This is a genomic window from Arthrobacter sp. ATA002 (genome assembly GCF_026898095.1).
Lineage (GTDB): Bacteria > Actinomycetota > Actinomycetes > Actinomycetales > Micrococcaceae > Arthrobacter_B.
In genome coordinates, this window is the sequence record NZ_CP114015.1 from 3,885,289 (window position 1) to 3,904,590 (window position 19,302).

Here is a 19,302-nt window from a genome sequence, read left to right on the forward strand (position 1 = left end):
CACACGCGCCCGGATGGCTTGCAGACCCTCATTTGAAACCCCGACATAAAGCGAGACATCAATGACGCACCACGACATACCTGACACCTATAACCGACTGTGGACTCCCCGGCATGATCCCGTCCTGACGATCAGCAGCGGTGACACCATTAGCTTTGATGTTCGGGATGCGGCCGACGGACAACTGGACGACTACCAAAACGGAGATCCCATCCCCGATCGCGATCCCGCCCGGAGCTATCCGCTGCGGGGACCGGTCATGGTGAACGGTGCGCTGCCCGGCGACGTACTGGAAATCGAGCCCCTGGAGTTCACCCCTCTGGGGTGGGGCTTTACTGCCAGCCGTCCCGGTGCCGGACTTCTCCCGGAGGACTTCACTGAACCCTTCACCTACAAATGGGATCTTTCCACCGGCCCCACCACCGGGTTCCTGGACGTAGCGACGGTTCCCCTGCGCCCCTTCCTGGGAGTGATGGCCTGCACTCCCGCAACCGCGGACCCCCTCCCCGTGATGCCTCCGGGAAACTTCGGCGGCAACATGGACATTCGGGATTTGGTGGTGGGAACCAAGATTTTCCTGCCGGTCAGCCTTCCCGGAGCCCGGCTCATGTTCGGTGACCCCCATGCAGCTCAGGGGGACGGTGAAGTGTGCGTCACCGCCATCGAGGCACCCCTCAGCGGAGCACTCAAGGTAACCCTGCACAAAGGACGCTCCATCCCCTCACCGCAGTTCCAAACCTCGGGACCGCTTAGGCCGGGTATCGAGGATCAGGGGTACTACGCCACCACGGGGGTGGGACCGGATCTTCTCGAGGCAGCCCGCAACGCGCTTCGGCACATGATTGACCACATGTGCTTCACCTACGGCATCGAGCCGCACGAGGCTTATCTGCTGTCCTCGGTCATCGTTGATCTGAAGATCAGTGAAGTTGTTGATGCACCCAATTGGATCGTCAGCGCGTACCTCCCGCTCTCCATGATGAACCGGTGATTCGGTTCGCCGTAGGGCCGGTCCGCAGGTGGGTAGGAGTGCAGCCAGCGCATAGACGGTGATCTAAAGGAAACGCGGACCATCGACCGGTTCAAGTGCGGCAACGATGGCATGCCCGCTGGCTGCACAATGAGGTCGACCCCTGCTCGCCGCGAACCGGCACCGATGCTCGTGGTGCTGCGGGCGGGAGCGAGCGGCTACCTGTCCAAAGGCGGCGCCCGGCGGAAATCCGACAGCGTGACGATTGGCGTCATCGGCGCCGTGATCATCACGATCATTCGAGCGGCCGCCCTTGCATGATTCCCTTGAATCCCCGCCATGTCTCCGTTCGCTGACACCCACCTCTCCTGCACGCTAAACACCTGGTAAAGCGACTGATAGGGATCCCAGAAAGTGCCTGAGATTCTGCCCAAAATCGATTCAGAAAAACTATGCATTCGTATGTAATACGTATCCGCGGGACCACGGTGAAACCGCCGTATAGGCGCACCTTATTGATTGAAGCTCTGAGTTAAATGACATTTCTAAGAGCCCGTAAGGGGTTGACGTAGAGATTCAAGGTGACTACCGTCGAATTTCATCACCAGAAATATACGTAACCAATTTCATAATTTGAACGCAACTCACAAGAAAAGCACTGGGAAGGATACCTTGTCATGAAACCGACGAGAAGAATCCAATCTATATTTGCTTCATTGGCAGGAATGGCCCTAGTAGTATCGACGGCGGGCGCTGCACACGCAACGCCCGGCACCACGGAATCACCGGAGCAAAGCATGGCGCAGGCCAGCGCACAGTCGTCACTGACAACGGTGGCAGTGGGAGCAGAGGAAGCGGCAGAGATAACCTCCGAAGTCCTCTCGTCGCTCTCCAGCGGTGAAGTGACCATTGAGGCCCCGCTGAGCGCGGTGAAGGCATCCGAAAGCAAAGTGAGCACCGCCTCCACCGATGACGGTGTTTTTACCACTGTGACATTGCCGGTGGGTGGTCCGTACAGCCTCACGAGTAATGTCTCCATGATCTTGGACAGCTCCGGTGAACGGCTCCAGTACACAGAGACTCTGGTCAGCGAAAACGCCGTCGGGAATTTCAAAGTGACGTCCTATGTGGATGGCGTGCTGACAAGCGACCAGGACACCGACCTCACTTTTATGTCCGACGATGAACTAAAAGCCGACATGGCGAACGCCAAGTCACAGGCCCCGGGAGCCGGAGGAGGCATGCAGCTGGCTGAGAAGAACACCGGTGCCTGCATCGCTACCGTTCTCGGCGTCGGCGGTGTTGTCGGAGGCATCATCGCTTACGCCTGCGCCGGCGCTTGCGCCGCAGCGGCAATCGGAGTCGGCGTCCCCTTCTGCGTCGCCTGCATCGCCGGTTTTGCCACCGTCGGTGGCGCTTCCGTCACCGCTGTAGCAAGCTGTTTCTAAGAACCAGCATTAAGGACCAGTAATGAACAACAAAACCAATCGAGTTCTCCTGGGTTTGTTAGTTGCCATGGCATTGGCAGCATCGGCCCTAGTCCTCACCATCCCGGCGCTCTTTGGCCCGCACGAGCCGCATCAGTTCTGGCTGACGGCGGTCCTGGGAGGCATTACCGCAATTCTGGGAATAGCCCTAATCCTTCTTCGACCCGGCAGGAACAACTCAATATCAACGCCGCATAAATAGCACTGAATAAGCGTTAAATCGTATGATGGCCTCCTACTCAAAGTAGGAGGCCATCATACGTTATTACCGTGCTAACAAAATGGGACCGGAAAAGCCCAACGCTGTACACCCTGCGCGAGCGCCTGCTTTTCTGCCACCGCCAACAATGGATACGGGACATACACCGTCCTGCTTCGCCTCGATCCTCGTCATTTCCACCTCGACAAAGCTGAGCGCCGCATTGTCAAACACCACGATCTTGATCGGCAACCGATGCTGCACCTGAACGACGCCGGCCAGAATGCCCTGCCGCGGCCGTCACTGCTGCAGGGCGTCAGCCCAGTCCGCGCTGGCGCTCCACTTCCTCGGCCACTTTGTCCTCCCGGATCCGGAAGGGGAATCTGCCGTACAGCGCCAACCCCCACAGCAGTGCTGCCACAGACAGGCCCAGCGCGGGCCAGACGGGCCAGAAGTAGCCCTCGGGTGTCGTCGACCACCAGATAATTAGCATGCCGACCACGGCGACGCCCCAGACGACGAGCATCACCTTGTACACGGTGCGGGCGATCACGATGACGCGAGCGCGGCGTTCCATCTCTGAGTCGCTGTTCATCTTCTGCCTTCCTTGCTCGTACTGCGGCCCCGCCTGCCGCCAGGCAACGACAGGCAGCCGGAGCATCCGTCCCGTTTTGAAGGAGCGGGCTCACATCAGTTGTCCTTTCGCGGGTCGTGGTTCCTCCTGCGGGCTTGTTTCCACGCTATGGACGCTCCTGAGCTGCTGCCAGTGCCCCACTCAGCCCGGGGTCTGGCAGGACCCCCTCAACGACTGTTCGGGCGGCCGCGCAAGGCCTACGCTGAGCTCGACCGCTATCGAATTCTCTCCGACCGCGTGATCCTGATGTCGGTCCGGATTGCCGGCACGCCGTACGGGCGCACCACGCAGATCCATGGACTCACTGACGGGATAACGGCTGTCGATGTGGAGTTCGGTTACCGGGAACCGCTGCGGGTTTTCGATGCGCTTTTTCAGCCGCGGAACGCCCCGCCAGCCCCTTCACCGTGTCGCAGGTGGCGGAGGCCACCTTCGTGCTCTCCGCTGAAACCGCTGTGCCCAGCCGCGGATCAGCTCTGCCCTATTGGCAGCAACGGCTCTTTATCGCCCTCCAACGCAGGGAGCAGCCCTGGTCTGCGCATGCCCAGCTGCCACCCAGCCAGACGGTGATCATCGGGCGGGAAGTCTCGCTTTGATGTGTCCTGCCGGTGTCTTCGCTACAGACTGGAAGATCGGCGGGATGAGCCTGGGCTGGGATCCGACGACGGCGCGGCTCGTCATCGACGCCTACCCCTTTGGAGAGGTGGATGAGGACGATGGGGACCATCGGGTCAAGGAGTCCAAATCAGAATGTCAGCCAAGCGTAGGAGCGACAACCGGTGTCCGTCCAGTGTCGGGGTTCCACGGACACCATTCAAGCTGCCCAGGCACGCCCAGGCGTTGAGCAGCTTGGTACGGCCGTCGGAGAAAGGCGGAATTTCCGCCCCTTAGCGGCAGATTTCGACGATCCTGAGCATGGTCATGATCGGCAGACCTTTACCGCGACGGTAACCGTCTATGTACTGCTCAACGAGGGGCCCAACAGCGGCAATGCCGCGACTCAGCTGGGAGGAGCCATCATCGCTGGCAGCGCGACCGAGGTGGGATGCCCAGAGGAACAAGGAGGGATCCGAGGGAAAGGATGCTGCGGCGAATAGCGGTGATCGACGTCGACGTCAACGATGCGGACCGCAAGCGCTGGAGATTTTGTGGCTAGGATCCGCGAGACGCTGAGGCTTTCACTGCATCCTAAGCGGCATTTTCCATCCCGCCACTTGGTAATGTGAATCCCAACTAATGAAGGGTGAATTGTGGCGCGCAAACGAGGATTTCTAGCTGAGATGCAGCACCAGGCCAAGCTGGCCGAGCAACGGCAGAGGGCCGCCGTCCGCGAGCAGGCTGCAGCCGTCCGAAGGGCTGAGCAGGCGAAGAATGCAGCGCTGAGGTCGGCGGCGGCCGCGGCTCGCGCTTCCGAGGCTGACCGCAAACGGCTGGAGAAAGAAGCCGCCGCGGCTCACGTTGCCGCCCGTCAGGCTGAGGTTGAGAAACTCAACGCCCAGCTGGCTGCCACCTACGATGCCGTCGACAGCCTCCTTGAAGCGACCTTGGCTGTAGATGATTATGTGGATCTTAATGATCTACGCCGCACTGCCAAGCATCCGCGTTTCGACCGCGAAGACCTCCGCAGGCCCATACCGACGCCTCCCCCTGCCTGACCCAGAGCCCCCAGTCCTTCAGACACCGGAATCACCAACGGGGATATTCGGACGGAAGAGGAAGCTCGCGGAGGCCCACGCTCAAGCCGAGGAAGAGTTCGCACAAGCCCATGCCTTATGGGAAGAAGAGATACAGCAGCTCCCGGCCCGGCGCCGCTTGATTCAGGAGCAACACGCTGCGGCGCAACAAGCGCGGGCAGAAGCACTGCGGATTGAGGTTGACCGCTACAAAGAAGAATGCGCAAAACGCGATAAGGAAGTAGCTGAACATAACGCTTCAATCGACCAGTTCATAACCAACCTCAGCTACGGTGCAGTGGATGCAGTGCAGGAGTATATTTCCATCGTCCTGGCCAACTCAATTTACCCCGAGGGTTTCGAGGTCGAGCACGAAGCCGAGTTCGACCCTGAAAACGCTGAGCTTGCGTTGCGCGTTCTCATTCCGGCGCCGAACTCAATTCCATCGATAAAATCCTATCGCTATGTGAAAGCCAGTGATGAAATAGCGCCTGTGGCGCTCGCCCAGAAGGATGCCAAAGACCGTTATGCGGGCGTGGTACACCAGATTGCCCTACGAACCTTGCACGAAGTTTTTGAATCGGACCGTCGTGCGCTTATTCAGACCATTTCCCTTGAAGTGGGAACGGAGACAATAAACCCCGCGACCGGTAGGGAAACCTATGTATTATTGGCGGCAGTGGGCGCTCCCAGGGATGCGTTCTCCGAGGTTGAGCTGTCCGGTGTCATACCATCCGCGACACTCGAGCACTTCGGCGCTTCTGTGTCAAAGAATCCGCTAGGGCTTGTTCCGGCCAACAGTGCTGGTGTGCGTCGATCCTAATGGCCGATGAGAGACCGCTCATGTTTAACCCCCCACCAGGTTGGCCGCAGCCTCCAGCCGGTTGGCGGCCACCTGTCGGATGGACCCCAGACCCTCTTTGGCCTGATCCTCCAAAGGGTTGGCAGCTGTGGATATCACCCTCGGCCTCCGAGGACTCGAAAAACGCGGTTCCTGAAGAGCTTGCGCTTCCTGCCGTAACTGATTCTTCCACTTCGGGCCCCACCTCGGAACAAACCCGCATTGCTCTGCTCGAGGCAGAGAACGCTGCCCTGAAGAACCAACTAGCCAAGGTTAACGAGTCCGGGACCAACGTCGAACTCGATGACTCACTCATCCTCCAGGAAGTGGGGATATATCGCTACCATCATCCGCTAGAAAATGCCGCAGCTTTCCACATCAAGCTGGATGAGATCGAGATGCAGATAACGGAGATGATCAAACTCGATCGGGCGATAGTAAAGTCCAACCTCTTTACCTACGACAATTCGCTTGCTAAGGGCCGAAAAATGTCCGGCGACTTAGCGAAGCTCATGCTTCGTGCGTACAACGCTGAGGCAGACAACAGCATCCGGTCATTGAAGGTCGGCAACGTGTTGACGGCCAAACGCCGACTAGAGGCATCCCGGACGGCCATCGCGAAACTCGGTTCCATGATGGAAATGCGCATCAGTGACGACTTCCACGCTTTGCGTAACCAGGAAATCGAGCTAACGGGCGACTGGCTGATGAAGAAGCAGGAGGAAAGGGAAGCTGCGCGGGAGGAGCGCGCAAGATTACGTGAGGAACGGCGAGTCGAACGCGAATTAGCCGAGGAACGCGCACGTCTTGATAAGGAACGCAACCACATCCTGAACGCCCTGACTGCACTTCACGCTTCGGGTCAAGGAGACGCCGATCTGGAGCAGCGACTCGAAGCGATTGACGATGCGATAACTCAAAACGACTTCCGTGCGGCAAACATCCGTGCTGGCTATATCTATGTGATCTCCAATCGCGGGGCATTCGGCGAAGATGTGGTCAAAATTGGACTCACACGACGCCTTGAACCTACCGACCGGGTGGCGGAACTTAGCGGTGCATCTGTCCCCTTCCGCTTCGACATCCATACACTTTTCTTCTCCGAGGACGCCGTCACTCTCGAGAATGAATTGCACAAGCACTTTGCTACAAGGCGGCTAAATCAAGCGAATTCCCGTAAGGAGTTTTTCTTCGCGTCCCCTGCCGAAGTACGTGACGTCCTCCTCTCGAAAGTGGGGAACATATTGGAGTTCAGCGAGTCTGCAGACGCCACTGAGTACCTCCAATCACTCAACCTATGGCCACAGCGCTTTCAGGAGCGGTAACCCTAACTAGTGTGAGGATGGATTCACAAACCCCCAATCCACCCTTGAGGCAGAGCCGTTTTCTACTTGCTGGCGCTGTCCGCGCTCATTATCTTCACCGTGTTTCTAGTTCTCCCCCGATGCTTCGGCTGCCCTTCTAATTTCACTAGCTGGGTGTGCTTTCTGCTGTTCTTCTCGTCCGCCCTAGATATGGTCTGGACAGCGGTCAAGAATAGGACGCTCTACAACCTGACGTTTTGGGATAGTTCCGGGCCGATCACAAAACATCATCACTGCCGCCGTAATGGCAGGTGCTCCCTGAGCGTAGTGAGCGCAGGAGCTTGAACCGCAGCACGCGGGATCGAACACGTAATATCAGCCAGCGGCGCGCACTCTGCAATCCTGCACCGGCGAACCGACGGTCCCTGGACCTCCATCCGCGGTGCGCGTCCGATCCAGCGGGACAACAGGAACTCAAACTTTCCCCGTTTGGGTATCCGCTGGTATTTAGGTTGCATCATCTCCCGCGACAGGCCGGATATGGGGCCATCCTGCCAGGTAAAGGAGCCCTCGGACATACTCGCGTCCGCCACCCGGCACGCAGCGGCGAAGCATTTCCAAGAACCTAGCGCTTTCCACGCTTTCGCGCACGGCATTGTCTAGTGTATGCCTGGATCGAAAATATTAAGGATTGACCAAATCCCAAAGCTAAACGCAAGAAACGGCCAGCAACTCAATATTGGGTAAATATTATTGCAAGAATCAATAAGAACGGCATAGCAGTACGTAGTATTTAATTTCGTTCAGATAATCTGAAGAGACTTCACGGCGGGTGGAGCACTGACATTCCTTCAACTTTAAGGAGAAACCATTGACCAATCAGAACAATCGACACGTAGTACCTAATATCGCGGGTGGCTGGGATGTTAAGGCACCGGGTGCCAAGCGGGTCAGCGCGCATACTGATACGCAGGCGGACGCCATTCAGCGAGCTAAGGCGATCGTTCATAACCAGGGCGGTGGCGAGGTTCGCATCCACGGCAAAGACGGTCAGATCCGAAACAACGACACTGGCAAGCCGGGAAACGATCCCTTCCCACCGAAGGGATAAACCCTTCCGTGTACCAGCGCCGAGGCGCTGGTACACGGCGCTGGTGGGACGAGTTCGACGGTCAAATCATCGTAGGTGTGCAGGTCAAGGATCCCCCTCCACATATGAGCTCAGGTGTCTCGCCTCATGCCCCTTCGCGACTCGGCTAAAATCAAGACGGCCCGTTTGTCCTGTTCCCCGGGCGGAAAGCGCAGCATGTCCTTCACTGAAAACGCGGTTGCCCACTGGGCTGAACTGCAGCGGCTTCAAGCCACCCCGGGTTGGAAACTCACCACCGCAAACCCCTGGGTGCTGGCGCTGTTTCGGGAGGCGTTTTCCCGCACCCGGCCGCAGGTTCCGCTGGAGGAATTCCACAAGATGACGGACGGGGTCCTAAACCAGCTGCGCATCTCCGGCGTTTCCCTGCGTGAAGAGTGGACCGGAAAGAACTACGCCGATGACTGGGTGGCCCGCCGCTTCCTGGCCCGCCCCCGCGCCGACGGAAAGTTCGTCTACGAACTCACCGAATCCTCTGTCCGCTTCCTCTCCTATTTGGATGGCTTCACCTCCGACAAAACCAGCCTGAACTCCTCCCGGCTGGCCACCCTGCTGGACCGGGTGGAAAACCTGGCACACGAAACCAATCCAGATCCCGCCGCCCGCATCGCCGTGCTCAAGGAAGAGGTGGCCCGCCGCGAGGAGCAGATCCGCGCCCTGGAAGCCGGAGACGCCCCAGCCCCCGTGGACGGAGAGGCCGCTGTTGAGGCCGCATCGGACATCCTGGATCTGGCCGCAGCACTGCCGGCGGACTTCAAGCGGATGCGCGATGGCCTGGAAAAGATGCTGCACGCCCTGCGCCAGGAAATGGTGGAATCCAACGCCGCCAAGGGCCTGACCATGGGTGAAATCCTGGACGCGGACCGCCGGCTGCGCAACACCCCCGAGGGCCGCACCTACGAAAGCTTCACCGCCTTCCTGAACGACGCCGACCAGCAGGACCGCTTCCGGTCCGCCATCGCCGAGGTGCTGGAACGGGACTTCGCCGAAGACATGAGCCCCGAGGACCGGCAGAGCCTGCACCGGCTGATCAGCGACATGCGCGGCCAGGCCACCGAAATCCACCGGATCTACGGCCGGCTCTCCGAATCCATGCACACCTACGTGCAGAGCGACGAGTACCGCGAATCGGTCCAGCTGCGCCAGCTCATCCGCGCCGCGGAAACCGCAGTCCACAAGGCACCGCGCACCAAGCGCCGCACCGCCGAGGTCCCCGGGCCGCTGCTGCACGGAGCCGCCTTCGAATCCCTGGGCATGGTGCGCCTGTTCAACCCCGAGGACCACGCCCCGCCGCCCAAGCTGCCGGCACCGCCGTCGTTCTCCGAGGCGGACATCCACCGCTCCCACCGCACGCCCAAGGCCAACCGGCGGGCACTGCGCGACGCCGTCACCCGCGCCGCGGGCAAGCGCGGGACAGCCACGGTGGGTGAGATCTTCGCCGAACTCGCCCCCGAAGACCGGCACCTGAACAGCATCCGGGCCCTGCTCTCGGCCGCTCTCGAGGCCGGTTCCGCCGACTTCACCCCCGATGCCAACGGCGGCAGCACCGCCGCCGGACTGGCCGCCCGCCCCGAATCCATCACCTTCACCCAGATCGACGGCAGCGAGCGCACCGCGCTGCTGCCCGCCGTCGCCGTCGCGAAAGCTCCCATCAATGAGTGACACCCCCGCCGAAGACGCGTTCCTGCCCGGCCCCGCCCCCGCCGCCACCGACACGGACTACCGCGCGGCTCCGGACACCGACGACGCCCGGGACCCCTATGACTCCTGGGACGACGACGGCGAGCGCACCCCGCCCGCGGCACCCGCAACGTCTTGGTGGACGGACCCGAACTGTTCCCCGGCGACACCGGCACCCTGTCCCTGAAACTGCGCCAGGCCCTGGTCCGGTTACTGCGCGGCCCGTACCTGGACGCCTCCAGCTCCGACAACGTCTACAACACGGTGGTGGACAACCAGGAAGAGCTGCGCACCCGGCTCAGCGAACTGTTCCTGACCCTGGTCATCGACGAAGACCGCAAGGTTGCCCTGCTGCGCCCCGTGGACATGCCCGAGCCGCACACCGCTGTGCTGCAGCGCCAGCGCGAAATGACCCGCGAGGAAACGCTGCTGCTGCTGCGCATGCGGCTGATCCTGGACCGGCACACCGGCACCGGCAATGACGCGGTGATTGCCCGCACCGACATCCTGGAAATCATCGAAGGCTATGTGGATCCGGGCCAGCGCGATGCCAAGTCCGTGGAGGACCTGGCCGACGCCGCCATCCGCAAGCTCGTACAGGAACGCCGGCTGCTGCTGCCCACCGAGGTGGCGGACGTCTGGGTCATCTCCGGCGCGCTGCCGCTGGCCCTGCCCTATGAGCACATCGGCGACATTATCACCTTCATGCAGGCCCTCTCGGACGCTTCCGGCGAACTGCCCGAGCCCGAATTGCCGGACCCCGAGCAGCCGGAGCAGCCCAAACTTGAACCGGCCACAGCCAACGACGGCGAGGAGCCCGCGTGAGCATCGAAACCACCCTTCCCATGGGCGACCTGATCAACCCCGGCCAGAACCGGCTCTCCTCCGTGCAGATCGTGAACTGGGGAACCTTCGACGGCGCACACACCATTTACGTGGACCGCGCCGGCACCCTGCTCACCGGCGACTCCGGCGTGGGCAAGTCCACCATCTTCGACGCGATGCTCCAGGTCATGGACGCCCGCCCGAAAATGAACGAGGCCGCGCAGAACAACGGCGGCTCCCTGGCTGAGGAGAAGCGCACCGCGTTCTCCTACATGCGCGGCCGGCTCGGCACGCAGGGTTCAGGCAATGGCACCGGGCCCAACGACGGCGGCACCTCCGCCGCCGACGGCACCGCCTACCAGCGCCCCGGCGCCACTTGGTCCGCCGTCTGCCTGACCTTCGACAACGGCCTGGGCCAGATCACCAGCCTCTCCGTCCTGATGGACCTGCCCGCCAACGGCACCGAGCACCACGTGGGCCGCTTCTACGCGGTCCACAACCGGCCGCTGGACATCCGCGCCCTGGAAACCGAAATGCGCGGCCGCTTCACCAAGGGCAATCTGGAAGCCCTGCTGCCCGGCGCCAGCATCTTCGATTCGCACAAGATGTTCGCCGAGCGCTACCGCACTGCCCTCGGGGTGGAGGATGAAAAGGCCTTTGGCCTGCTGCGCATCCTGCAGACCGGCAAGGGCCTGGGCGGAACCGTCAATGACTTCTTCCGCACCAACGTGCTGGACACTCCCAAGACCCTGGCCGCGGCCGATGAGGCGGTGGAGGACTTCAGCCACCTGCGCAGCATCCGCCGGCAGCTCGAACGCGCCCGCCAGCAGCGCGACCACCTGGCCGATGTGCCGGAGCTGCACGCCCTGTTCCAGAAGACCGACACCGCGCTGCGGCACAACCGTGCCCTCACCAAGGACGGACTGCCCGCGTACCGGCAGCGCCTGACCCTGGCCAGCCACGAGCGCGACGTCGCCCGGCTCACCGCCGCCGAGGAAACCGGTGCCCGGGAACTGGCCGGAGCGGAAATCCGACGCAATGACCTGAAGAAGAAGATGGACGCCCTGGCCGCCCGGTACAGCGAAGAGGGCGGCGGCACCATCGCCACGCTCGAGCGCGAACTGGCCGCCGCCGTCGTGCACCTGAACTCCCGGGTGGCGCTGGAGGAAGCGGCCCGCGGCGAACTCGCCGCCGCCGGGATCGACGTCGACTTCTCCCCCGCCGGGCTGGTCACCGCCCGCAGCCGCGCCGCGGAGCTGGTCAAGTCCCTGACCGCCGAGGTGGAGGCCGCCCGCGAGGCCAGCTCCGACGCGCACGGACAGGCTTGGCAGCTCAAGGGTGCCATTGCCAAGCTGGAGAACGACATTGGCTCCTTCCGCCGCCGCACCTCCAACATCCGGCAGGAATCCCTGGACCAGCGGGCCAAGATCTGCGCCGCCACCGGCCTGGACGAGGCGGACCTGCCCTTCGCCGCCGAACTGATTGACCTGGAGCCGGAACACCAGCAGTGGCGCCCGGCCGCCGAGCGCACCCTGCGCTCCCTGGCCACCGCCCTGCTGGTGCCCGGCGAGCACATGCGCGCCGTCACCCGGTACCTGTCCGAAACCAACCTCAACGGGTTCCTGCGCTGCATCGACGTCAGCGTGCCCGTGGACGGACCGTCCGAGCCCGGACCGCGGGACCTGATCACCAAGCTCGTCACCCAGGACTCCGAGATGGGCCGCTGGGTGGCCCGCAAGATCACCGCACACTACGACTTTGTCTGCGTGGAGGATCCCGATGAGCTCGCCGGGGTTTCCCGCGGCGTGAGCCTGGGCGGTGCCGTGAAGCGCAACTCCTCCACCACGGAGAAGGACGACCGGCACGCCAAGGCCTCGGACAACGTGCTCGGCTTCGACAATAAGGACACCGTCGCCGCGCTGGGCAACGAACTGTTGACCCTGCGGGAGAAGTACACCGAGGCGGACACCCGTTCCCAGGCCCAGGCCCAGACGCAGGCGGAGCTGGTCAGCCGGCTTGGCGCCGTGCGCCGCATCGCCGCGGACACCCGCTCCTGGGAGGAACTCTCCGCCTCCGCGCAGCGCGATGCCGTGGCTGCCGCCACCGAGGCGCTGGATTCGGCCCGGGACGCCAACACGGACCTGGACCAGATCCGGTTCGAGCTGGACACCGCCGAGCTGGACCACACCGCGGCCATCGAGAGGATCGGTGTGCTCAAGGGTGACCTGGCCCGCACCCGGGAGCAGCTGGCCGCCGCCACGAACCGCCGGGACACCCTCGCGGCCAAGGCCCTGGGCGTGCTGGATGCCGGACTGCAGGAGGCACTGGAGGAACTCTTTGCCCCCTTCGGCGAGATCACCGACGTCGTGCGCCTGCAGGAAGCCGCCTCCGAGGTGGAGCGGAACCTGATCACCGAAGGCGCCCGGCTGGAAAAGACCCTGCTGGAAACCAAGAACCGGCTCGAGCGCACCTTCGAGACGTTCACTGACAAGTGGGGCTCGGACTTCGGTACCTCGGTGGACGCCGCCGGCGCCTACGCGGAGCGGTTCGAGAGCATCATTTCCGAGGGCCTGCCGCAGCACGAAACCGAGTTCCGGGAATACTTCAACAACCGCACCTATGAGCGGTTCAGCGATCTGCTGGCCCTGCTGGATGAGGAACGGCGCAGCATTTCCTCGCGCCTGCTGCCACTGAATTCGGTGCTGCAGCGGGTCGAGTACCACGTGGACAGCCACCTGGAGATTGAAGTACAGACCACCGTTCCCGACGCCGCGCACAAGTTCCGCACCGAACTGAAGAACGCGCTGCCCATGATGGGTTCGCGGCAGAACAAGGCGGACATGGACGCCCGGTACTCCGCGCTGGAGGCGCTGGTGGACCGGCTGAAGGATCCGGAGGAGCGCCGCTGGCGGGCCGAGGTGCTGGACGTGCGCTCCCACGTGACCATCACCTGCACGCACCGCCTCGCCAACGGGCAGGCGTACACCAACCTGCAGGCGTCGCTGATGTCCGGCGGCGAGGGCCAGCGGTTCACCGCGTTCATCATGGCCTCCGCGCTGGCGTACCAGTTGGGCATTGTCAGCCAGGGGTTCAGCACGTACGGAACGGTGATGATGGATGAGGCGTTCGTTAAGTCGTCCCTGTCCTTCGCCGAGGCGTCCATCAACGCGCTGCACGAGTTCGGCTTCCAGCTGCTGCTCGCCGCGCCCGAGGACAAGGTGGACCTGTCCCGGTTCCTGGGCTCGGTCACCGAAATCCTGCGCGACGACGCCGTCAACCGCTCCGGCGTGCTGGAACGGGACATCCGCCGCGGGCCGGTGTCGCAGCCGGTGAACATCCTGCTGCGGTAAGTTCCGGCCGGAGCAGTGAGGCCTTTGCGCCGCCGCTGCCGGACACCAACAAACTTGTGGTGCGCGCGCCTTGTTAGCATGGAGATATATGAAACAAAAGCATTTGGTGAATGTCATCATTGTCGCCGGAGTTCTATGCATCCTGCTGGGAACTCTCGGACCGCTCGGAAACCTTGCCGGTGTCCTTTGGCCGGCTGCCCTGGTGCTCTTTGTTGCCGCCGTTGCTGCCGCCTTCCGGTTCGGAACCAGCGACGCGCCCTGAGTGGTGCTTCGACCCGGAAGCTGTAGCAGCTTCGGGTAACTCGGATTGATCGGTGCAGCTGCCAGTCTGCATTCAGCAGCCGGGGCCATACTGGGACGATGGGCAACCTCGTTTCCACCTGGCGCCGGCAGCTGATCGGCACCTTCAGCAACAACGCCACCGAGATTCCGCAGTGGGAGCTGGATCTGGCCAAGGGCGACGACGCCGGCCACTTTGGTCCGGTGTCCGCCGTCTGGGCAGTGCACGGGTCCATGACGCCCATCATCGCCGGCATCCGCGCACTGCTGCTGCAGGCGCTGCATCCCGGCGCGATGGCGGGGGTGCACGATTTTTCCGACTACAAGAACGATCCGCTGGGCCGGCTCGCCGGTACCATCCGGTGGATTTTCACGGTTACCTACGGGGATACGGCGGCGGCGAAGGCGGGTTCCGACTGGGTGCTGCACCTGCACGAACGTGTGCACGGCACCTACGAGGACGCCGCCGGCGTCGAACGCCCCTACTCGGCGAACGATCCGGAGATTGCCCGCTGGGTGCATCTGGCGTTCGCCGATGCGTTCCTGAGCTCGCACCAGCGCTTTGGCGGGCCGATTCCGGGCGGCCCTGACGCTTACGTGGCGGAGTGGGCGGTGGCCGGAGAACTGATGGGCATCGATAACCCGCCGCGCTCCGAGGCGGAGCTGCGGGCACAGATGGCGGAGTACGACGGCGAACTGCGGAACAGTGCCTACGTCCGGGAAGCCGTGGGTTTCCTGCGCCGGCCGCCTCTGCCGCGCTCCCAGCTGATCGGGTACCGGGTGTTGTTTGCCGGCGCCGTCGCATCCCTGGAGCCGAAGCACCGGGAGCTGTTGGGGTTGAAGGAGCCGCGGCTCGGTCCGTTCCGGGTCCCGATGCGGTTGCCGGTTAGGGCGGTGCTGGGCGTGATTCGGTTGGGTCTTGGACCGATGGGGCCGAGCGAACGGTCGGCCCGGGAGCGGATTGAACGGTTGCAGCGGCAGGACGGCTGACGGCCCGGGGATGACGGGTGCGACGGCTGCACGGGAGGCAGGACGGCTGACGGCCCGGGGATGACGCTTACGCCCGGCCGCGTGGCGTGACGAGGCCCGCGGCCCGGGTGGACGGCGCGGTGGTGCGGGACGGCTGGGCGGCAGGCTGGATGGCGCGGTGGTGCGGGACGGCTGGGCGGCAGGCTGGATGGCGCGGTGGTGCGGGACGGCCGTGCGGCGGTTTCTGATGGCAAGTAGAGGGCTCAAAAGACAGGTATTTAAAAGTTTCCGGTAGACCGTTTTCGGCCCTTTTTGGGCCCGGAAATGTCAGTGCCGGATGAAATCCTCAGGTATGGATCAGAACGGGAACACCCAGCGAATACCCGGAGAGCCGGACAGCAAAGACCCGCCGAGCGGAGGGCCAGCCGACCAAACGGATGCGCCCTCCGCTACGCCTACCCTGCCGTTTATCGTGCCGATCCGGCAGCTACTTCTACTGCTCGACCCGCAGAGTCTGGGGCAGCAGTTGACTCCGAGGGTTGTGCCGAGAGCTCCGGGAGTCGCGCCGAGAGTTCCGGAGGTTGTGCCGAGAGCTCCGACGCCCGCCATCCGATTGGCTTTACCGGGACGCTGACGCTGGCGAACCTTGAATCCTTCGATGAAAAGGCCACGGGCGATGCTCTGAGCCGGGTGGCACACCTCATGGCGTGGGCCCAGGCGCAGCAGGCCCGGCTGATAAACCGGATGGAAGCGATTTTCCAGGAGGGTTACGCCGCAGCCCCTGGGCACGCGGAGCAGGGTATGGCGTTCAGCCTTGCAGCCTCCGAATGCGCCACCATCCTGTGTGTTCCGCAAATGACCGGGCAGCGGTTGATGTCCGAGGCCGGACGTCTTTGCGGCTCCCATCCCGCCACTCTAAACGCCCTCGCGGACGGCAGGCTCAGTTACGCGCATGCGCAGGTGGTCCTGGACCAGAGCCAGAATGTCCCCGCTGCCCAGCTGCCCGGGTTCGAAACGGATCTGCTGGCCGCCGCCGAAGGACAGACCCGGGCACAGTTCTCCTGCCGGGCCCGGCGGCTGCGCGAAAGAAGTATCCGGAAACCGTTCCCGAACGGCACCAGAGTGCGTTCGAGCAACGTCGGGTCGCTCTGGATTCGGGTGAGGATGGCATGTCGTGGCTGTCGGCCTTTCTGCCGGCGCCTGAAGCCCAGCAGATCTACACCGCCCTGAGCACCGCCGCCCGGGGAGAACAGACAGCTGGGGACCCTCGGACCAGAGACCAGCTGCGCGCGGACATCCTGACACAACTGCTGATGGGCGGCCGCAGCGGCAATACATTGGGTGCAGTTGCCCGGACGGCCGGTGCCGGAGTGACCGGTGCCGATGATCTGGACCGCGGAGACGCCGGTGCCCTGCCACGGGCTGAAATCATGGTCCTCATCAATGCCGAAACCCTCTTCGGTGCTGACGAACAACCCGCCGAACTGCACGGCTACGGCCCCATCAGCGCCGAGGCCGCACGCCGGCTCGCCCGCAGCGCCACCCGGTGGACCGGTCTGGTCCGCAACCCCCGCACCGGTGAAATCCTGGGCGTCGGCCGACGGCGGAAAGTCCCGGCCGGACTCGCCCGCTGGCTGCGCGCACGGGACGGAACCTGCAGGTTCCCCGGTTGCCGCGTCAGTACGGCTTCTACGGAAATTGACCACACCACCGACTGGGCACATGGCGGCAACACCGATCATGGGAACCTGGCGCATCTGTGCCGGCGGCATCACCGGTTCAAGACACTGGGCTACTGGAAGGCGTGCCAGCCCGTTCCCGGAGTGCTGGAATGGACCTCGCCTACCGGCCGGGTTTACCGGACCAAACCCTTCCTGGAATTGGCCAATCCGGTAGTTTCGGCTCCGTCTTCAACCCCGTCTTCATCTTCGGCCCGGTCTTCATTGTCACCCCTTCTTCACCACCGGATCAAGAGACTGAGCCCAAACCGGACGACGCCGACGCTCCGTTCTAAAGGTCGGCAGTAATTTCCGCCACGTGACCGCAGGCTCAAAATCACAGGACAGGACCGGAGCACACCCTTTCGAACCCCCGGACTCGGGTGGAATCATTTAACGTAAGGCAACTGCCCAACAGCAGCCGGCCGTGTGGCGCACGGCCGTTCCCCGACGGAAAGGAACTATGCGCAGGACTGCCCCTTCCCTGGTACTCGCGTCAGTGCTCGCCCTCGGCGGCGTCGCTTCCTGTGCCGCACCCGATCCGGCACCCGAAGCAACCGTCACGGCAGAAGCATCGGCCAGCGCACCAGCCGAAACAACATTCTCCGCAGAGCAGATGGACAAGGTCGCTCCCGCGGACGCGCGAGCCATCAGCAATCCGGATAACCCCGAGGCCACACTGGTCCTCTTCACGGACTACCAGTGCCCGTACTGCGCCATGATGGACAGCGTGATCCAGCAGGCGCAGGAGGATTACGGCGACTCTGTCCGCATCTTGGTGCGGAACTACCCGCTGCCCAAGCACCTGAATGCAGAGCCCGCTGCCCGCGCCGTGGAAGCAGCAGCCGAGCAGGGCGCGCTGGAGGACATGGCTGCAGCCGTCTTTGAACACCAGGAGGATTGGAAGACCGCCGACGACGTGGACGGCCTCTTCGCCTCCTACGCCGAGGAGCTGAATCTGGACATGGACCGGTTCCGCACCGACTATGACTCCGAGGCGATCAAGGACCGTGTGGCGCAGGACCTGCAGGTTGCCCAGGACCTGGAACTCAAAGGCACTCCCACCCTGATCCTGAACGACCAGGAGCTCCAGCTGGAGACCGGTGAATACAGCGAGATCCAGGAACCGCTGGATCAGGCCTTGGCCAACTGAGGCGCTGGCCCATCGAGGCTGGCCGAGACCGCCGTCCGGAAGCTGGAAGCCGGTACCCGCTGGACCGTGGGCCGCGCCGAAGAAGCGCGCCGTTAAACGAAACAAGCCCCGTCACCGGAAACCGGTGACGGGGCTTGAGTGGCGGAGGATGGGGGATTTGAACCCCCGAGGGCGTTAACCCAACACGCGTTCCAGGCGTGCGCCATAGGCCGCTAGGCGAATCCTCCAGGCATTGCTCCGTAAGAAGCAGATATAAGACTACCCGACACTGACCCAATACAACGAATCGGCGCCTCAATCCGCGGCCAACTCGGGGCCCGGCAGCTTCCGGCCCCACAGGCGAAGCCCCAGATTGATTAGCGGAATGGCCAGCCAGATAAGTATGCCGGCCAATGGATTGAGGAACGCCACGGGAATGGACAGCAGGAACACCGCCGGGGTTACCGGGGCACGGACGCGGGCGTAGGTAATCAGCCGCGCATCCACATCATCCTTGAACATCCGCTGACGGCCCGCATAGAGCCACAAGGACGTGTTGGCTGCGCCGATGAGCCCAAGCGTGGCCGCGTAAATGACGACGCCGATCACCTGATCCGAATGAAACGCCAGCATATCGGTGGCATAACTGAGCAGGCCGATAAAGAACAGCAGCACCAGGTTCAGCCGCTGGAGCCCGGCGGTGAACCCCTTGAGCAGCCGAAAGAGCCGGTGATGACTGAGCCAGTAGGTGCCGGCAACGGCGAAGGACAGCAGATAGGCGGCGAACTCCGGCCACTGCTCAGCGACCGCCCGGCCCAGGTCGCCGTCCGGAACCTGCGGAATCTTGATGTCCACGGCCACGAGCGTCATGGCAATGGCAAAGACGGCGTCACTGAAGAAGGTGGTGCGTTCGACGTCGGAGCCGGAAGTAATACGGCGGGTGTAGGACTTATGCATATTCCCTGGCACACGTCCATCCTTGCCGGTGCCCCGAGAGGCGTCACCCCGGGATGCCCGGATCAGCGTCTGCGGACGGGAATTCGCGTGCACGGAAGCGGCCGGCTCAAGCAAGCATGGACGGTTAGACAAAGCGT

19 protein-coding genes and 1 tRNA gene are annotated in these 19,302 nt (G+C 63.0%); 17 read left to right on the forward strand and 3 right to left on the reverse strand.

Going from position 1 to position 19,302, the window contains the following annotated elements; translation table 11 throughout:
• Nucleotides 1-61: 61 nt before the first annotated feature.
• The 4 genes from OL239_RS19090 to OL239_RS19105 all read left to right on the forward strand — a co-directional run bounded on the left by OL239_RS19090 (nucleotide 62) and on the right by OL239_RS19105 (nucleotide 2,659).
• The gene (locus tag OL239_RS19090; RefSeq protein WP_268910207.1) at nucleotides 62-991 is read left to right on the forward strand and encodes an acetamidase/formamidase family protein; all 930 of its coding nucleotides are present in this window, start codon (nucleotides 62-64) and stop codon (nucleotides 989-991) included.
• 129 nt (nucleotides 992-1,120) lie between these two features.
• Nucleotides 1,121-1,291 (forward strand): hypothetical protein, encoded by a 171-nt coding sequence (locus OL239_RS19095; RefSeq protein WP_268910208.1) that lies wholly within the window; start codon nucleotides 1,121-1,123, stop codon nucleotides 1,289-1,291.
• A gap of 356 nt (nucleotides 1,292-1,647) precedes the next feature.
• Nucleotides 1,648-2,418 carry a hypothetical protein gene (locus OL239_RS19100; RefSeq protein WP_268910209.1) on the forward strand — a complete coding sequence of 257 codons (771 nt, stop codon included), beginning with the start codon at nucleotides 1,648-1,650 and terminating at the stop codon, nucleotides 2,416-2,418.
• A gap of 22 nt (nucleotides 2,419-2,440) precedes the next feature.
• Entirely contained in the window at nucleotides 2,441-2,659 is a 219-nt protein-coding gene (locus OL239_RS19105) for a hypothetical protein (RefSeq protein WP_268910210.1), read from the forward strand.
• A gap of 313 nt (nucleotides 2,660-2,972) precedes the next feature.
• Here OL239_RS19105 and OL239_RS19110 read toward each other — a convergent pair whose 3' ends face one another.
• Nucleotides 2,973-3,251, reverse strand: a complete 279-nt coding sequence (locus OL239_RS19110) for a hypothetical protein (protein WP_268910211.1) — start codon at nucleotides 3,249-3,251, stop codon at nucleotides 2,973-2,975.
• Between the two features lie 455 nt (nucleotides 3,252-3,706).
• Here OL239_RS19110 and OL239_RS20385 point away from each other — a divergent pair, with 455 nt between their 5' ends.
• The 13 genes from OL239_RS20385 (at nucleotide 3,707) to OL239_RS19175 (ending at nucleotide 18,229) form a co-directional block, all read left to right on the forward strand.
• Nucleotides 3,707-3,886 carry a KUP/HAK/KT family potassium transporter gene (locus OL239_RS20385; RefSeq protein WP_442864324.1) on the forward strand — a complete coding sequence of 60 codons (180 nt, stop codon included), beginning with the start codon at nucleotides 3,707-3,709 and terminating at the stop codon, nucleotides 3,884-3,886.
• A 684-nt stretch (nucleotides 3,887-4,570) separates the two neighbouring features.
• Nucleotides 4,571-4,945 (forward strand): hypothetical protein, encoded by a 375-nt coding sequence (locus OL239_RS19120; RefSeq protein ID WP_268910212.1) that lies wholly within the window; start codon nucleotides 4,571-4,573, stop codon nucleotides 4,943-4,945.
• Between the two features lie 157 nt (nucleotides 4,946-5,102).
• Entirely contained in the window at nucleotides 5,103-5,786 is a 684-nt protein-coding gene (locus tag OL239_RS19125) for a hypothetical protein (protein ID WP_268910213.1), read from the forward strand.
• Between the two features lie 20 nt (nucleotides 5,787-5,806).
• The gene (locus OL239_RS19130) at nucleotides 5,807-7,129 is read left to right on the forward strand and encodes a DUF4041 domain-containing protein (protein WP_268910214.1); all 1,323 of its coding nucleotides are present in this window, start codon (nucleotides 5,807-5,809) and stop codon (nucleotides 7,127-7,129) included.
• Nucleotides 7,130-7,979: 850 nt separating this feature from the next.
• Nucleotides 7,980-8,219 (forward strand): DUF2188 domain-containing protein, encoded by a 240-nt coding sequence (locus tag OL239_RS19135; RefSeq protein ID WP_268910215.1) that lies wholly within the window; start codon nucleotides 7,980-7,982, stop codon nucleotides 8,217-8,219.
• A 195-nt stretch (nucleotides 8,220-8,414) separates the two neighbouring features.
• Nucleotides 8,415-9,917, forward strand: a complete 1,503-nt coding sequence (locus tag OL239_RS19140) for a DUF3375 domain-containing protein (protein WP_268910216.1) — start codon at nucleotides 8,415-8,417, stop codon at nucleotides 9,915-9,917.
• Nucleotides 9,910-10,122, forward strand: coding sequence for a hypothetical protein (locus OL239_RS19145; protein WP_268910217.1), 213 nt, complete (start codon nucleotides 9,910-9,912; stop codon nucleotides 10,120-10,122). The genes OL239_RS19140 and OL239_RS19145 overlap by 8 nt, the downstream gene beginning before the upstream one ends.
• Complete coding sequence (locus OL239_RS19150) at nucleotides 10,074-10,760, forward strand: DUF4194 domain-containing protein (protein ID WP_268910218.1); 687 nt, start codon at nucleotides 10,074-10,076, stop codon at nucleotides 10,758-10,760. Before OL239_RS19145 ends, OL239_RS19150 begins: the two co-directional genes overlap by 49 nt.
• Entirely contained in the window at nucleotides 10,757-14,110 is a 3,354-nt protein-coding gene (locus OL239_RS19155) for an ATP-binding protein (protein ID WP_268910219.1), read from the forward strand. The genes OL239_RS19150 and OL239_RS19155 overlap by 4 nt, the downstream gene beginning before the upstream one ends.
• 88 nt (nucleotides 14,111-14,198) lie before the next feature.
• Nucleotides 14,199-14,372 (forward strand): hypothetical protein, encoded by a 174-nt coding sequence (locus tag OL239_RS19160; protein WP_268910220.1) that lies wholly within the window; start codon nucleotides 14,199-14,201, stop codon nucleotides 14,370-14,372.
• A 98-nt stretch (nucleotides 14,373-14,470) separates the two neighbouring features.
• Complete coding sequence (locus OL239_RS19165; RefSeq protein WP_268910221.1) at nucleotides 14,471-15,379, forward strand: oxygenase MpaB family protein; 909 nt, start codon at nucleotides 14,471-14,473, stop codon at nucleotides 15,377-15,379.
• A gap of 806 nt (nucleotides 15,380-16,185) precedes the next feature.
• Nucleotides 16,186-17,385 carry a DUF222 domain-containing protein gene (locus OL239_RS19170; RefSeq protein WP_268910222.1) on the forward strand — a complete coding sequence of 400 codons (1,200 nt, stop codon included), beginning with the start codon at nucleotides 16,186-16,188 and terminating at the stop codon, nucleotides 17,383-17,385.
• Between the two features lie 154 nt (nucleotides 17,386-17,539).
• Nucleotides 17,540-18,229 carry a DsbA family protein gene (locus OL239_RS19175; RefSeq protein WP_268910223.1) on the forward strand — a complete coding sequence of 230 codons (690 nt, stop codon included), beginning with the start codon at nucleotides 17,540-17,542 and terminating at the stop codon, nucleotides 18,227-18,229.
• 139 nt (nucleotides 18,230-18,368) lie between these two features.
• Here OL239_RS19175 and OL239_RS19180 read toward each other — a convergent pair.
• A tRNA-Ser gene (locus OL239_RS19180) sits at nucleotides 18,369-18,456 on the reverse strand.
• A gap of 67 nt (nucleotides 18,457-18,523) precedes the next feature.
• Nucleotides 18,524-19,177, reverse strand: a complete 654-nt coding sequence (locus OL239_RS19185) for a TMEM175 family protein (protein WP_268910224.1) — start codon at nucleotides 19,175-19,177, stop codon at nucleotides 18,524-18,526.
• Nucleotides 19,178-19,302: the final 125 nt, after the last annotated feature.